At 43.2% G+C, this 16,258-nt stretch carries 15 protein-coding genes; 9 read left to right on the forward strand and 6 right to left on the reverse strand.

Features of this window, described 5'->3' with window-relative positions:
* Window positions 1-11 precede the first annotated feature (11 nt).
* From HDC92_RS13430 to mazG, 4 genes are all read left to right on the forward strand, one after another.
* Window positions 12-965, forward strand: a complete 954-nt coding sequence (locus tag HDC92_RS13430) for an aldo/keto reductase (protein ID WP_183875224.1) — start codon at window positions 12-14, stop codon at window positions 963-965.
* Between the two features lie 94 nt (window positions 966-1,059).
* Entirely contained in the window at window positions 1,060-2,172 is a 1,113-nt protein-coding gene (locus HDC92_RS13435) for an AI-2E family transporter (protein WP_183875226.1), read from the forward strand.
* A 3-nt stretch (window positions 2,173-2,175) separates the two neighbouring features.
* The gene (locus HDC92_RS13440; RefSeq protein ID WP_183875228.1) at window positions 2,176-2,472 is read left to right on the forward strand and encodes a hypothetical protein; all 297 of its coding nucleotides are present in this window, start codon (window positions 2,176-2,178) and stop codon (window positions 2,470-2,472) included.
* A gap of 10 nt (window positions 2,473-2,482) precedes the next feature.
* A complete protein-coding gene (gene mazG, locus HDC92_RS13445) occupies window positions 2,483-3,289 on the forward strand; it encodes a nucleoside triphosphate pyrophosphohydrolase (RefSeq protein WP_183875230.1) in 807 nt (268 codons plus the stop codon).
* Between the two features lie 366 nt (window positions 3,290-3,655).
* On the opposite strand, the gene HDC92_RS13450 is transcribed toward mazG, so the two are convergent.
* A complete protein-coding gene (locus HDC92_RS13450) occupies window positions 3,656-4,945 on the reverse strand; it encodes a DEAD/DEAH box helicase (protein WP_012781390.1) in 1,290 nt (429 codons plus the stop codon).
* Window positions 4,946-5,009: 64 nt separating this feature from the next.
* Window positions 5,010-5,993 carry a GlxA family transcriptional regulator gene (locus HDC92_RS13455; protein ID WP_012781389.1) on the reverse strand — a complete coding sequence of 328 codons (984 nt, stop codon included), beginning with the start codon at window positions 5,991-5,993 and terminating at the stop codon, window positions 5,010-5,012.
* Between the two features lie 117 nt (window positions 5,994-6,110).
* Between HDC92_RS13455 and HDC92_RS13460 the strand changes: the two genes are divergently transcribed.
* Window positions 6,111-6,539, forward strand: coding sequence for a VOC family protein (locus HDC92_RS13460; protein WP_012781388.1), 429 nt, complete (start codon window positions 6,111-6,113; stop codon window positions 6,537-6,539).
* 192 nt (window positions 6,540-6,731) lie between these two features.
* A complete protein-coding gene (locus HDC92_RS13465) occupies window positions 6,732-9,095 on the forward strand; it encodes an ATP-binding protein (protein WP_183875232.1) in 2,364 nt (787 codons plus the stop codon).
* 200 nt (window positions 9,096-9,295) lie between these two features.
* On the opposite strand, the gene HDC92_RS13470 is transcribed toward HDC92_RS13465, so the two are convergent.
* Entirely contained in the window at window positions 9,296-10,516 is a 1,221-nt protein-coding gene (locus tag HDC92_RS13470; RefSeq protein WP_012781386.1) for an ABC transporter permease, read from the reverse strand.
* An 80-nt stretch (window positions 10,517-10,596) separates the two neighbouring features.
* Here HDC92_RS13470 and HDC92_RS13475 point away from each other — a divergent pair, with 80 nt between their 5' ends.
* Both HDC92_RS13475 and HDC92_RS13480 read left to right on the forward strand, forming a co-directional pair.
* On the forward strand, window positions 10,597-11,823 hold the full coding sequence (locus tag HDC92_RS13475) for an exo-beta-N-acetylmuramidase NamZ domain-containing protein (RefSeq protein WP_012781385.1): 1,227 nt from the start codon (window positions 10,597-10,599) through the stop codon (window positions 11,821-11,823).
* A gap of 28 nt (window positions 11,824-11,851) precedes the next feature.
* Entirely contained in the window at window positions 11,852-12,064 is a 213-nt protein-coding gene (locus HDC92_RS13480; RefSeq protein WP_183875235.1) for a hypothetical protein, read from the forward strand.
* Window position 12,065: 1 nt separating this feature from the next.
* On the opposite strand, the gene HDC92_RS13485 is transcribed toward HDC92_RS13480, so the two are convergent.
* Complete coding sequence (locus tag HDC92_RS13485; RefSeq protein WP_012781383.1) at window positions 12,066-13,115, reverse strand: DNA topoisomerase IB; 1,050 nt, start codon at window positions 13,113-13,115, stop codon at window positions 12,066-12,068.
* Window positions 13,116-13,175: 60 nt separating this feature from the next.
* On the opposite strand from HDC92_RS13485, the gene fmt reads away from it, so the two are divergent.
* Complete coding sequence (gene fmt / locus HDC92_RS13490; protein WP_183875237.1) at window positions 13,176-14,090, forward strand: methionyl-tRNA formyltransferase; 915 nt, start codon at window positions 13,176-13,178, stop codon at window positions 14,088-14,090.
* 21 nt (window positions 14,091-14,111) lie between these two features.
* Here the strand turns inward: fmt and HDC92_RS13495 are convergent, their stop codons facing one another.
* On the reverse strand, window positions 14,112-14,948 hold the full coding sequence (locus tag HDC92_RS13495) for an aminotransferase class IV (protein WP_183875239.1): 837 nt from the start codon (window positions 14,946-14,948) through the stop codon (window positions 14,112-14,114).
* Window positions 14,949-14,965: 17 nt separating this feature from the next.
* On the reverse strand, window positions 14,966-15,994 hold the full coding sequence (locus HDC92_RS13500; protein ID WP_012781380.1) for an RluA family pseudouridine synthase: 1,029 nt from the start codon (window positions 15,992-15,994) through the stop codon (window positions 14,966-14,968).
* Window positions 15,995-16,258: the final 264 nt, after the last annotated feature.

The following is a 16,258-nucleotide window of genomic DNA, read 5'->3' on the forward strand; positions in this document are numbered from 1 at the left end:
AATCTAAATTCATGAAGAAAAGACAATTAGGCCAGTCAGACCTGCAGGTTTATCCCATCACCTTTGGTGGAAACGTATTCGGCTGGACCATAGATGAGCAGCAATCCTTCGAAATCCTGGACGGGTTTACCGCAGCCGGGTTCAATTTTATTGATACGGCCGACTCCTATTCGCATTGGGTACCCGGAAATAAAGGTGGTGAATCTGAAACCATCATCGGCAACTGGATGGCACAGAGAAAAAACCGTGAGCAGGTAATCCTGGCCACCAAAGTAGGTTCTATACCTGGTTCAGATAAAAAAAGCCTGGCCAAACATTATATCCTTAAATCTGTTGATGCATCTTTAAAAAGATTGAAAACCGATTATATCGATCTGTACCAGTCGCATTATGACGACCCGGAAACACCAATTGAAGATACACTTGAAGTATATGACCGCCTGATCAGGGCCGGAAAGGTACGCTGGATAGGCGCCTCCAATTTTTCGGCGGTACGCCTGCGCACTGCACTGGAAACTGCCGACAGGCTGGGCCTGCCCAGGTACCAGAGTTTTCAGCCCGAATATAACCTTTACCAGCGCGAGGCTTATGAAAAAGAGCTGGAACAGGTAGTGGTAGACCATCAGCTGGGCGTAATCAATTATTATGCACTCGCCAGTGGCTTTTTAACCGGAAAATACCGGTCTGAAGCTGATCTGGACAAAAGCAAGCGTGGCGCCGGCATCAAAAAATACCTTGACGACCGGGGCTTTAAAATATTAAAGGCATTGGACCAGGTTGCCGAACAGTACAATGCCAATCCGGCCAGTATAGCCCTGGCCTGGCTGCTGGCAAGGCCATCCGTTACTGCACCTATTGCCAGTGTAACCAGCCTGGCGCAGCTGGAAGACCTGGTTAAAGCCGCCACATTGAAATTAAATGTGGAAGACATAGCGATACTTGACGAGGCCAGCGACTGGCAGTAAACACATCCCGAAAAATGAATAGAATGCCCTGTCAAAATATTTTGGCAGGGCATTTGTTTTTGGTTAATTTACATCATTATTAATCCTGCTGCTCATGACACAAGTTTCCCTACCCTTTTACACCAAACTGGCTATGGTGTTGTTCTCCATCATAAGTGCAGGTTACCTGGCCATTTTAGGACAAACCATCCTGGCGCCACTGCTTACTTCATTTTTACTGGCCCTGCTCTTGTTACCGATGGCCAATTTTATGGAACAAAAATGGCGCTTTAAAAGGAGCATTGCAGCCATCATATCAGTGGTACTGATGATTGGGGTAATCTCTTCCATCCTGTACTTCCTGGCCAACCAGCTGACCGATTTGTGGAAAGACTGGCCCTTGCTTAAGCACCAGGCCGAAACCTCGTTCCATGATGTGCAACACTGGATTTCCAGAACATTTGGCGTAAATGCACAGAAACAGATAGATTACCTTAAGAATAGTGCCAGCAGCGCTGTAGCCACCAGTGCAACGGTGCTGGGCGCTACGTTGCTTACCGTTTCCTCTACCCTTTTGTTCTTATCTTTCCTTCTGTTGTTCACCTTTTTTATACTCAATTACAGGGGCATTCTGTTTAACTTCCTGAGTTCTGTGTTCGAGGAAAAACATAAACAAAAAGTAAGCGAAATTGTAAGACAGATCCAGTACATCATAAAAAAATACATCACAGGGCTTTTTTTACAAATGTTTATCGTTACCGTATTGATGATATTTACCCTGTGGGTATTGAACGTAAAATATGCCGTTTTGCTGGGCCTTATTTCGGGGATTTTTAACATTGTACCTTACCTGGGTATATTTACCGCATTACTGATCAGTGTGCTGATCACTTTTGCGACTGCCGGAGCGGCCAAGGTATTGCTGGTTTTAATTGCTTTTGTAAGCATCCATGCACTTGATGGAAATGTGCTGATGCCATTGGTAGTGGGCTCTAAGGTAAAGATCAATGCACTGTTTGCTTTCATCGGCATTGTAGTGGGCGAAATGATCTGGGGCATATCTGGTATGTTTTTATGTATCCCCTACCTGGCCATGCTTAAAATTATTTTTGATAAGATAGAGCAGCTTAGGCCCTGGGGAATTTTACTGGGTGGGGAAGAGAGGCCGCAAAAGAAACGAAGGGTATACCGCATTACCAAAAAGATCAAACTGGAAGAAAAAGAATAATTTATGGCCGAGAACAGATCACCGCATATCCTGAACACTTCTGCAACTTTACTGGGCCTGTGTTTTGTTGTGCTTACCTCAATTAAAGTATCGAAAATGCAGGACAGCACCCTGATTGATGAAACCACTGCCCTGGCCATCATTTTGTTTATGGCAAGTTCCATTTTTTCCTTTCTTTCGATGAGAAAAGATGCAGGTATGGAAGACCATTTAGAAAAGATAGCAGATTTTATGTTCTTATCCGGCCTCATTGTTCTTTTTTTAACCACAATGATGGTTACCTTTAACGTCATCAAATAATTTGTTCCCCATGCCCAACCACATCGCACCTTTAACTGCCGCAGACCCTGCTTCAGCCTTCCTCAGATTGTTAAATGTTCTGGATACCCTGCGTACCGAATGTCCCTGGGACAAAAAACAGACGATGGAAACTTTAAGGCACCTGACCATTGAAGAAACCTATGAACTGTCGGACGCCATTTTAGAAGGCGATCTGGAAGAAGTGAAAAAGGAACTGGGAGATGTGATGATGCACCTGGTATTTTATGCCCGTATTGCTTCAGAAACCAATGATTTTACCATTGTAGATGTGCTGAACAGTGTATGCGACAAGCTGATCAACCGCCATCCGCATATTTATGGCGATGTTGAAGTAGCCGATGAGCAGGATGTGAAACGAAACTGGGAAAAGATAAAACTAAAAGAGGGCAATAAATCTGTTCTGGCGGGTGTACCTGCAGGACTACCTTCGCTGGTAAAAGCCAGCCGCATCCAGGAAAAGGCACGTGGTGTTGGCTTCGACTGGGAAGACAAAGCCCAGGTTTGGGAAAAAGTGGAAGAAGAGATGCAGGAGTTTAAAGCAGAATTTAATGTGGTGTACAACAGCGCCATTGATATTGAAAAGGCAGAAGGAGAATTTGGCGACCTGCTGTTTTCATTGATCAACTATGCCCGCTTTATCAACATCAATCCGGAGAATGCCTTAGAGAAAACCAATAAAAAATTCATCAGGCGCTTTCAGTACCTGGAAAGCAAGGCCAAAGAAAATGGCAAAGCTTTACAGGACATGACACTTGCAGAAATGGATGTATACTGGAACGAGGCGAAGAAGATATAAACAATTTTTGAGCTAACGGAAACGATCGGATCTCTCTTACTACAGGGTTACATATAAAGATATAGTAAGTACAATATCAAAACATAATGAATACAGAATTAAAATACCTTTAACTTACCTTTCCCTTACCCTTGAGATACCGTTGGAATACCTTATAGGGTATTCCAACGGTATCTCAAGGGTATTTTAACAGTATCATAATTATGTATTCATATTATAATCATTTAATTGTTACTATATCTTTATATGTAACCCTGTATTAGGCCTTCTCTTGATTTAATACTATCACAAGAGCTTTGCCTCGGCCAATGGAAAATTGCAGGGGGGATAGCTTGTATGTTGGGGAGCTGTATGAGTAACCAGGAGTTAACCGTGCTTTTTCTTCATCGTCATTTTGGCCTTCTGCCCTATTCCGTAATTGTAGCTTTTGGAGTTGCTTTCTTTCTTTTCATGATAAGCACCGCCGCCTTTAGGCGCGTCCTCAGTTTCTTTCCTGGTTTTAACGGCCTGCACCTTTACCGATTTATCGATCACCAGGTCATCCGGCAATGCTGCCACCTCGATCTTTTTGCCTAGCGACTGCTCTATCTTTCTTACTTCTGCAAGCTCCAGATCGGTAGCAAAGGTAATGGCCACTACTTCCTCTTCCCCCTCTTTTACGGCCCTGCTTAAAAAGGTTTCCTTTTCTTCAGGCAGCTCAAAATGGAACATAAAATGGATGCCCGAAAGGTCTAGCCCGGAAAAGCCTTCATTGGCCACAATCAGCACCCTTGCTTCAGGTGTAACTTTAAAATCGTCAATATGGTCAAAACCTTCCTCATCAAAAAACAGGGGGTTCAATACAGCTACAGCGCCCGGCTTTGCAGCATGCAGGTTATTGGACAGTTTTTGTGCCGTTAAACGGCTGTTTACAAATACGATCACTTTATCAAATACCTCATCATCCCTTAACAAAAGGTTCAGCAGGTTAATCTTTGTCTTAAAATTAGGCACCTGGTACAACAGAAGCGCATGCGTTTCAGCCTTGCTTTCACCCAGGTCTTCTACTTCAATGGTAACAGGGAAATTCATAAACTGATCGATCATCAGGTTCAGCTTATCGTGCACTACTGTAGTAAATATCAGGTGCTGCACTTTACCCGCACTTCTGGCCAGCTCGGCCACAGGCAGTTGCATCCCTTGTTTTACAATTACCTCAGCATCATCTACAATAAAGGTCTGCAGCCTGTTCAGGTTCAGGCCCAGTTTAAGGTAAACTGCCCTTGCCCTCGTGGGCGTGGCCACCACAATGTCGATACCATCTAAAAGCGTATTGATCTCTTCTTCCATCCCGCCGGTACCATACAAACCTATAATGCGCAGGTCCCTGTTTTTGCTGAGCAGCATAAATTCTGCAATTACCGCTTCCACACGTTCGCCATCAGGCACCAGGATCAGCACTTTTGGTGCCTCATCTGTACTGTACTTTAGCTTCATTAAAACGCCAAGCACATAAGTTGTGGTTTTACCACAGCCTTCGGGACCAACCGCAATGATATCCTGCCCCCCAATAATACGGGACATGGTTTTTGCCTGAATTTCTTTTGCAGAGATGTACCCGGCATCATTCATTGCTGTTACCAGCGGCTTGCTTAATTTTAATTTATCTAAGGACACAGTATCTTTAATTAATTGATGAAGCTGCAAATTTACGGAAATTACTTCAATAAGCAGGGTGCCTTTACAGTGCCAGGGCCTCTTTATTGTACTTATTTCGGTATTCTATAGGTGATAGCCCTGTGTTTTTCTTAAAAATCGTTCTAAAGGCCTTGGTATCTGAATAGCCCACATCGCACATCACTTCTGTAATGTTTTTACGGCTGGTCTCAAAATCCTTCTTTGCCGCTTCTATTTTTACACGCTGTATGTATTCGGCCACCGTATTGGTGGTGGCCTTTTTAAAACGGCGTTCAAAACTTCTACGGCCAATGGCCAGCATATCCGACAACTGGTCTACACTTATTTTTTCCTGGAAATTAAGTTCTATAAAATCCTGGGCTTTTTTTACAGAATCGTCCTGATGGTCGCGCTGCCCTTTAAACATGATAAAGGAGGACTGGTTACTGCGGTCTATTTCAATGGCAAAGTATTTTGCAGAAAGGATGGCCATTTCGCGGCCGGTATATTTTTCGATCAGGTACAACAACAGGTTCCAGAAAGAGTTTGCCCCGCCGCTCGAATAAATTCCGTTTTCATCGGTTACCACTTTATCAGATACCATTTCCACATCGGGGAACATTTTACTGAACTGATGGGCCGACAGCCAGTGCGTGGCACAGCGTTTTCCTTTTACCAGACCCGTTGCCGCCAGTAAAAAAGCACCCACGCATAAACTGGCCACTTCTGCCCCTGCTTTATATTGGGCCGTTATCCAGGGAAAAAAATCATTGTTTTCGGCAATGACAGTTTCCATATCCCCATTTACAGCGGGTATAATGATCAGGTCTGTTTTGTAAACCTCAGCAAGCACCAGATCAGGGTACACCCTGAACAACCTGTCGTAAACCCGGGGCTCTTTACTGAGGCCAACAAGCTGGACAATGAACATTGGGGGTTTACCGATAGCAGCTAAAAAATCATTCACTTTATTGAACAAAGTAAACGGGCCTTCAATACAGCTTAATGCTGCAGCCCCTGTTGGTACCAGAACTGATATGTGTTTCATTCTATCAAATTTAAGGTAAAAATCTGTCGCAGTCAACCCCTCATATTGGCGTATTAGCACCCCTGAATATTGGGTTATTGACACTACATTTGGATAAACAAAATAAAACCAGATACTATGATCACGCTTAACCCTTATTTAAACTTTCCGGGAACAACCGAAGAAGCCTTTAATTTCTATAAATCGGTAATTGGCGGCGAAATTGTGATGACCATGCGTTTCAGCGATATGCCGGATGATCAGACACCAGAAAATGAAAAGCACAAAATCTGTCATATGTCGCTCCAGCTTCCTAACGGCACCATGCTGATGGCTACCGATACGCTGGAATCTCTGGGCCAGAAGTTAACCCCGGGCAATAATTTTTACCTGTCGCTCGGCGTACAAAGCACTGCAGATGCAGACCGTATATTTGCGGCCTTTGCGGATGGTGGTAAGGTAGAAATGCCTATGGAAAACATGTTCTGGGGCGATTATTTTGGCATCGTTGCCGATAAATTTGGCACCCAGTGGATGATCAGCTACAATTCAGGTCAGGCACAATAATCTACTTACCCCTGCAATATTTTTAGTATTTCAGGGGTAATTTCCATACGCCTTACTCTCTTAAAAAGATATTTCCTGACGAATGTCAGGTGAATATTGTAAATTTCATTGGTTATTAACTTTTTAATTACCATATCTTTGCGCGCAAATTAAAAACACTACATTTTTAATTAAGTGAGATAATCATTCTTAATGAGGGTAAGGAAATATTTTTATAGCGCATTGCTTTTGCTTTGCTGCTTGACAAATTATGGTTTTGCAGCTGAGACAACAGCTCAACTTGCAAAAGGTGGCATAATAGATCTTCGTGCGCAGTCAATGGATGGAAAAATTGCGCTCAATGGTCAGTGGCTTTTTTATTGGGGCCAGCTTATAGGCCCAAATGACCACCTTAAACATAAAGGGGAACTGGTAGACTTTCCTTACAGGTGGACCGACCGCTCACCTTCCGGAAAAACCTATCCTTCGTATGGTTACGCCACTTACCGGCTTACTGTATTGCTGCCAAAAAACACGCCATCATTACGCCTGTCCATGCCCGAAGCTTATTCGGCCTATCGCCTGTTTATCAACGCGCAGGAGGTCGCTTCCAACGGACGCGTGGCCAGGACCGCAACCGATTTTATTCCCTACTGGGAAAATAAGATCATAGAAATCCCGCAGCATACCGATACCTTAAACATCCTGCTGCAAATTGCAAATTTTAGCCATAGCAAAGGCGGAATTAAAAAGCCACTGTTAATTGGGGAAAAAGGTTTTGTCATTTTAAAAAGAAAACAAGCTGAAGCAGTTGACCTATTGTTGACCGGCTGTCTGATGATGGGCGGACTTTTCTTTCTTGGCCTTTACCTGATGGGGAGCAGGGACAAGGCCATCCTATTGTTTGCCTTATACTCTATTGTTTACAGTTACAGGATTATTGGGATAGACAATTATGTACTGCATACCGTACTACCCCAGATGGACTGGTACCTTACGGTAAGGATGGAATACCTGAGCTTGTTTTTAGGCATAGGCATGTTTGCCTTGTATACCCGGTATTTATACCCTCAGGATACGAGTATAATCGTTATAGGCACCATTTCCAGCCTTTGCTTTGGCTTTTCCCTGGCCGTACTTTGTCTGAACCCCCTGTATTTTACCCAATTGATAAATCCTTTTCTGGTTATCATGATCTTTTGTCTGGTGTACGTTCCCTATGTATATACAATGGCCTATAGAAAAAAGAGACCGGGAGCTATTTATACCTTAATGAGCGCATTTGCCCTTATGCCTGTATTTGCCATTTCATTATTGCATTACTGGAATGTCGTACCAGCCTTTCAGCTGGTCTCTTTCATTTTTTACATCAGTTTTTTCTTCCTTCAGTCACTGATACTCTCGCACAGGGTTTCTTTTGAACAGAAAAAGGCCAGGGCCGAGGCAGAGCAGGGCTTAAAAGCCAAGAGTGAATTTCTGAGTACCATGAGCCATGAGATCAGGACACCACTGAATGCGGTGATCGGAATGAGTCATTTGCTACTGAAAAACGGGCCAAGGGAAGACCAGAAAGAACAGCTTGATGTGATGCTCTTTTCTGCCAATAATTTACTTTCTATTGTAAATGACATTCTGGATTATAATAAAATTGAGGCGGGAAAAGTTTCTTTTGAGCACATAGAAATGGACATTCCGGCCATTGCCGGAAATATTGTTTCGGGACTTCAAAGTTCTGCGCATGATAAAGGGATTGAATTGACATTGCATGTAGACCCGGCTTTAAAGAACAAACTAATGGGCGACCCGACCCGCAGTTCTCAGGTCATTACCAACCTGGTACACAATGCCATAAAATTTACAAATAAGGGTTCTGTAGAAGTGAGATTGATTGTAGCTGCGCAGACGGAAACTGATATTACCTTAAATATCCAGGTTAAAGATACCGGTATCGGCATTTCAAAAGATAAGCAAAAAGTTATTTTCGACAGGTTTACGCAGGTTGACTCTTCTACATCAAGAGGATTTGGTGGTACAGGACTGGGCCTTTCTATTTGTAAAAGGATCCTGGAACTCCAAAATTCATCCCTAAACCTGATTAGCGACGAGGGCAGGGGCTCTACTTTCTATTTTATACAAACTTTTGAGAAAAGCACCAAAATTTTAAAGCGTCTGGATCCGGAACACCTGCCCAACGAGAATGATAAACCGCTTACAGGCATACCTATTTTACTGGTAGAGGACAACCTGATGAACGTACTGGTGGCGCAAAAATATCTGGAACGCTGGGGAGCAACGATAGATGTTGCCCTAAACGGACAGGAAGCCCTGGAAAAACTGGATGTGAACAGACATCAGCTGGTTTTGATGGACCTGCACATGCCCATAATGGATGGCTATAAAGCTGCTGCAACCATGCGTGAGAATGGAGTGACCATCCCTATTGTTGCCCTTACAGCCAACTTGCCTGATGAAATAGCATTACGGGTAAAGGAAGCAGGCATTAACGATATGGTGATCAAACCCTTTTTGCCTGATGAGCTGTACAGGAAAGTACTGCACCATATTTTTAGTCTATAATTCCATTTACCGGTTTCTTCGAAAAAAAATCGGTTATTTACACCAACTAAATACAAATATCTAAATGAGCTTAAAAAGTTTGGTATTGGGTAAAGACTGTCCGGAGATTATTGCGGTCCGCAAACCCACCTGTTTGAAGACCGTGTAATGAAAGTTGGGGAAGTAAAGATCGTGGATGATGTAACTTTATAACAAGCTGCTTACTTAAACCTGATGGCTTTTAAAGGGCTGATCCGGCTGACCAGCATAGAGGGCAGGATCAGTACAAGCACACAGATCACCATAGTAGCCAGGTTCAGGAGCAGTACATCTGCCAAATGAAGCTCGATGGGCACATACGACAGGTAATAAGAAGACTGGTCCAGTTTGTAAATATGTGTATATTTTTGCAGGAAGCCCAGCCCCAGCCCCAGTATATTGCCCAGCAATAAGCCCAGCCCTACCAGATAAGCGGCATTGTACAAAAATATTTTCATCACACTGTAATCCGTCATGCCAAATGCCTTCATGATACCGATCATATTGGTACGTTCAAGGATCATGATCAACAAGGCGGTAACCATATTGATGACACCAACCACCATCATTAAAACCAATAACACTTTGGTGTTCACATCGAGTAAGGACAGCCAGGTAAAAATTGCAGGAAAATAATCAGAAACCGACTCCGATTTCAGCTTCAGCTCCATATTTTCATAAATGTGTGTTGAGACTTCCTTTAATCGGGAGAAATCTTTAATCCTGATTTCCAGTCCGCCTATTTCATTGGCTTTCCAGTTGTTTAACCTGCGGATGATATTTAAATCACCGATTACAAAATTCTTATCGATTTCTTCTACGCCGATATCATAAATCCCCACGATCTTAAAAGGTCGCTTACGCGGTGGGTTCTGTACAAAATACATGATAAAATCATCGCCTACCTTTAGCTTTAAGCGGTTGGCGGTAAACTGCGAGATGAGGATCTCTTTACTGGCCTTCACACTATCGGTAAAATCGATGACCTTACCATTAACCAGGTGTCTGCGGATATAATCCCAGTTAAAGGTCTTGTCGATCCCTTTGAAATTGATCCCTTCAACTTCATTGTTGGCTGAAATTATAGCTGGTTTAGTAGCGTAGGGCTGAAAGAACTCAACATCAGGGTTATTTTTAAGCTGGGCCAAAGTCTCTTTGGCAGGTACAAAAGGGGAGAGTTCAAAAGAATTGTTCAGATCATATTTAAAAACCCTTACATCGCCTATATATCCTCTTACTTTTTCCTGTATCTCGGTTTTAAAACCTTTTATAATGGCTACAGAAAGCATCATCACAGCCAGACTGAGCATTACCCCCGCTATGGCAATGCGAACAATCAGTTTAGAAAAGGTACGCTCCGATTTAATGGCTATGCGTCCTGCAATAAAATATTCTGTATTCAATCTTTTGCAATAAATTGTAACTTAGCAAAAATGGTTATTTGATTTTGATTTAAAGTATTTAAAATAAAAAAGCTTCTTAAATGGCACAATTCTTCACAAACACCCTGCACATTGTTCTGGTATCGATCCTGCTTCAGGCTTGTGGTCCTTCAACATCGGTAGCAGCCAATCCAGGGAAAAGAAAACTACTTACCGGTGCAGAGCAAACAAACCTTTACGTACCTTATTTAAAAGGTAAACGGGTAGGGATGGTGGTAAACCCTACTTCAATTATTGGCAAAGAAACTACGGTCGACAGCCTGCTTAAGCTTGGTGTGAACATTGTGAATATATTTGGCCCCGAACACGGTTTTAGGGGGAACGCCAGTAACGGTACACATGTAGACGATGAAGTTGACCAAAAGACAGGGATCAAGGTGATCTCCTTATATGGAAAGCACGCTATCCCGACTAAAGAAGAGCTGGCAAACATAGACATTATGGTGTTCGACATACAGGATGTTGGTGTACGTTTTTACACCTATATCAATACCTTGCAACACGTAATGGAAGCCTGTGCTGCCAATAACAAAGAGGTACTGATATTGGACAGGCCCAACCCCAACGGCTTTTATATTGATGGCCCTATACTGGACCCCAAGTTTAAATCGGGCATTGGGTTAAAACCAATTCCGGCAGTACATGGCTTAACAGTTGGTGAATATGCCCAGATGTTAAATGGTGAAAACTGGCTGGACAACAAGCTAAAATGCAAGATCAGGATCATTAAAGTAGCCAATTATACCCATGATACCCCCTATGAGCTGCCGGTAAGCCCTTCACCAAACTTAAATACCCCGCAATCTATTTTGCTTTACCCAACTACCTGCCTGTTTGAAGGCACGTACTTAAATTATGGCCGCGGCACCCAGTTTCCCTTTACCATTGTAGGTGCCCCCGCCTTAAAAGGTAAATACAGTTTTTCTTTTACACCTGTAAGCATCAAGGGTATGTCGGAAAGCCCATTGTTCATGAACCAGGTTTGTTACGGGCTGGACCTTAGAAATTATGACACCGGTAACTTCAGGAAGACCAAACAGATCAATCTGGGCTGGATGATAGAACTTTATAAGAATTCGCCAAATAAGGCAGATTTTTTTAACTCCAAACTGAGCAATCAGATGGGCACTATTGAAAAATTGATCGGGGTGGCAGAATTCAGGCAACAGATCATTGCAGGTAAATCAGAAAAAGAGATCAGGGCCAGCTGGGAACCCGGCTTAAGCAAGTATAAAACAATGCGTAAAAAATATTTGTTGTATCCGTAGTATCTGCTAACAACTAAAGCATACCACGATGAACAACACAGCGAAAAAGAAAAACGAAAGCCCGGGCAGCAACTACCGGGAAGAAATCCCAAAAGGTAAAGTTCCTGCCGGGAATAAAGCCGTAAAAAAACCGGAAGACAAAGATTATAACCGGGAAAACGCACACTTTAAAAACCCTGCTAAAAAACGCGAGGAAAGCGAGCAACCCGTACATCCTATAAAAAAAGCGCCAAAAGAATAAACTACAATTTATTCTTTTGGGCGGCCCTTAAAAACTTCATCAATACTTTTTCATCATTTTCCAGGGCCTTAATTGTATCCGGCTGATCTGTACTGATCATTTTCAGGTACTTGTCCAGCTGATTATCCTCAAAGGTCTGCAGCAGTAAGGGATAAACATACGAACTTTTGCAAACTGCACGCGTATTGCCCAGTTTTGCGGCCACACAATCCAGCACTTCCACTACCAATTTCTTTTTTGGCCTTTCATCAGCGGCAATACTGCAAACTGCCAGCTGCCTAAGGGCCTCCAGTGTACCACCCCAGGTACGGAAATCTTTTGCCGTAAAATCACTTCCGGTAATTTCTTTGATGTAGTTGTTAATCCGTCCGGAATCTACGGGCTTATGTTCATTGCCATTGGTATAATACTGAAAAAGATCCTGCCCGGGAATGTCCCTGCACTTTTTTACCAGCCTGCTGAGGGTTTTATCGTTCAGTACGACCTCTTGTTTCACGCCTTTTTTTCCCACAAAACTCAATTTCATGGCATGGCCATTAATTTTCACATGTTTGTCTTTTAAAGTACTTAATCCGTAACTCCCATATAGCTGTTTATAAGCCTCATTACCTACACGGATCAATGTTTTTTGCATGAGCTGTACACAAATTGCCAGCACTTTCTGTTCATCCAGCTCTTTTCTCCGCAAATCTTTAGCTATCCTTTTACGGGCCTGGGGCAAAACTTTACCAAATTCCAGCAGTCTGAAATATTTGCTGTCCGACCTGCGGGAAGTCCACACTGCATGATATTTATACTGTTTCCGACCCGCTGCATCCATACCGGTAGCCTGCAAATGCGCATTTTTCTTTGGTGCAATCCAAACCCCGGTCCATGCCGGGGGCAGCACCAATGCTTTGATCCTGTCGAGCTGACCGGGATCGGTAATGCGGTTACCATGGTTGTCTGTATAATAAAATTTTCCGGGCTTCCCCTTTCTGTATATCCCTGGCTGGCTATCTGTTAGGTAAACCAGACCAATTTCTTTAATTTCCTCGGGACTGCCTGTCATACGGTTTGTTTAAAAAATGCGTTAAATTTTTAGTTATTTTGTTAGCTAAAACAAAGGACAATGAGATTAGTTTTTATGGGTACGCCCGATTTTGCTGTTGCTGCGCTGGATGCGCTTGTAAAAGCCGGATTTGAGGTAGCAGGTGTGGTTACTGCGGCGGATAAACCTGCCGGCCGGGGACAAAAACTACAGGAAAGTGCGGTAAAGCAATATGCTGTTGCCCATGGTCTGAAAGTACTGCAGCCCTTAAAATTAAAAGACCCTTTGTTTCTGGCAGACCTGAAAGCACTAAATGCCGATTTACAGGTGGTGGTGGCTTTCAGGATGTTACCCGAAGTGGTATGGAACATGCCCCCAAAAGGGACGATTAACCTGCATGCTTCACTACTGCCCCAGTACCGGGGTGCTGCGCCCATTAACCACGCCATCATAAATGGCGAAAAAGAGAGCGGTGTAACCACTTTTTTCCTGAAACACGAAATTGACACGGGTGATGTGATCTTTTCGGAAAAAGTTGAAATTACTGATGAAGATACCGCCGGAGATCTGCACGACAAACTGATGCATACAGGTGCCGACCTGTTGGTAAGGACCGTAAAAGCCATTGAAGCCGGGGACTATAAAGAACAGCCCCAGCCTGATGCAGCACAGGAGGAATTAAAACATGCCCCTAAAATATTTAAGGAGCATTGCCTGATTGACTGGAACCAGCCGTCAAAAAACATTTACAACCTTATCCGTGGGTTAAGCCCCTATCCTACCGCTTTTACCAGATTGAACGACAAGGCCCTTAAGATATTTAAAGCAGAACTGGAAGAAAAAGAAACAGGCCTGGCTGCCGGTGCCTTCCTGTCTGACGGAAAGAGCTATCTTAAGTTTGCCGCAAAAGATGGGTTCATTAAACTCACAGATCTGCAATATGAAGGCAAAAAACGGATGACCGTAGATGAATTTTTGAGAGGGATGCGCTTGTAAAAGCTACAAAAAGAAATGTGCTTACAGCAGGTTCAGCTTTACACTCAGCAGTTTGGTCATTTCATTAAAATACCGTTTGCGGCCATAGCCCATTACCCAGCGGATGCCACTAATCGCATTGGTTACAAATACCTCTTCTGCTGCTTTTAAGATCTCGGGGTTGATCTGTGCCTCTACCACTTCAATATCGTTTATCCTGCACATGTTCATGACCACAGCCCGCATTACACCTGCAACACAACCTTCGGACAAGGCCGGTGTATATATTTTTTTATCATAGACAACAAATACATTTGAGCTGATGCTTTCACATAAAAATCCGCTTTGGTTCAATATAAATGCATCATCTAAGCGGTGCTGTTTTTTGTACAGGCCAGCCATTACGTACAGCAGGGAGTTGGTGGTTTTATAATTGGACAATTTGTTTACCGGTTTGGTAATTTCATCGTATACATCAATGATCAGTCCTCTTTTGTTCAGTTCATAATGGTTATCGGGGAGTGGGCCGGCTTCCAGCACATAGCCCGACTTATTGCTGTTTGGGGTATATAACCCGTCGCCATCCCGGTAAACTGACAGCCTGAAACGCACATTCTCTTTCAGTTTGTTCTTTTTACAGAGTTCTGCGGTTTTTTGTTTTAAAAAATATTCATCCAGCAAAGTGCTGCCATCCATTTTCAGGGCTTTCATCCCTGCATGTAACCGGTCGGCATGCTGCCCGGCAAACTGCAGCTTACCGTTACACATGCGCATGGTCTCGAAGAGGCCGTCGCCATATTTAAACCCCCGGTTATGGGCTGTAAGGATAGGCTGGCTGATGGCCACAAACTCATCATTATGTAAAATATATTCCTGCATTTATTGGGTACGATGTATTAGGGTTGTACGATATAATTTCTCCATTTATTCAGTGCCGAGTCAAAATCGGAAGGCAAAGGTGCTTCAAATTCCATATACTTTTTAGTACCTGGATGAATAAACCCTAGTGTTTGTGCATGAAGTGCCTGTCGGGGGAGCAATTCAAAGCAGTTTTGTACAAATTGTTTGTACTTATTAAAAGTAGTGCCTTTCAAAATTTTATCACCGCCGTAGTTGGCATCGTTGAACAAAGGGTGGCCAATATGTTGCATATGCGCTCTGATTTGATGTGTACGGCCAGTTTCAAGCTGGCAGCTGATTAAGGTTACATAACCTAAACGTTCCAACACGGCATAATGTGTTACAGACCACTTACCTTTTTCTTCATCATCGTATACATCCATCACGATCCTGTTTTTTGCGCTGCGACCAATATAGCCTGTAACCGTGCCATCTTTTTCGATATCGCCCCAGGCAAGCGCCACGTATTTACGGGTAATGGTATGGTCAAAAAACTGTTTGGCCAGCCTGGTCATTGTAATTTCATTCTTGCTGATCAACAGCAATCCGGAGGTATCCTTGTCAATCCGGTGCACCAGGCCCGGACGGCCCTCATTGCCCGGCAGCTGGGGCAATTGTTCAAAATGGAAGGCAAGTGCATTGACCAGTGTGCCTGTATAATTGTTATATCCGGGATGCACCACCATACCTGCAGGTTTATTAACCACCAGCAGGTCATTGTCTTCATATACAATGTCAAGAGGAATGTCTTCCGGATAAACTTCGGTATCACGTGGCGGATGGGGAAACACGATAGAAATCTCGTCGGCAGGCTTAACCTTATAACTGGCTTTAACCGTTTTCTGATTGACCAGTACGTTGCCTGCCTCTATTGCATTCTGTATGCGGTTTCGTGACGCATTTTCCATACGGTGCATCAAAAACTTGTCTATCCGCAATAAAGACTGTCCTTTATCAACAACAATATTAAAGTGTTCGTATAAATCCTGCTCTTCTAATTCCGGTCCGGTATAACTGTTTTCCATTGAGTTTCTATTGTTTTGATCAGATAATGGGGGCCTCCGCTGCTTTCGTAGCTTTACAGGTTCCAGGCTGCAAAACTAATCTTTAACAATTACATATTTAAAAAAGAAATTGGTCTGCTTTTTGTGAACCCTACCCACATACCTAATATAAACGTTTATGGAGCTAATGATAAGGCTGTATAAACAATGAAAAACAAAAGACTACGCTTATGAAAAACTTTACTCAAAACGTCAAAATCATACTTAACTTCTTCCCCTACCTGC

It is taken from the genome of Pedobacter sp. AK017, assembly GCF_014200825.1.
In the GTDB taxonomy this organism is placed as follows: Bacteria; Bacteroidota; Bacteroidia; order Sphingobacteriales; family Sphingobacteriaceae; genus Pedobacter; species Pedobacter heparinus.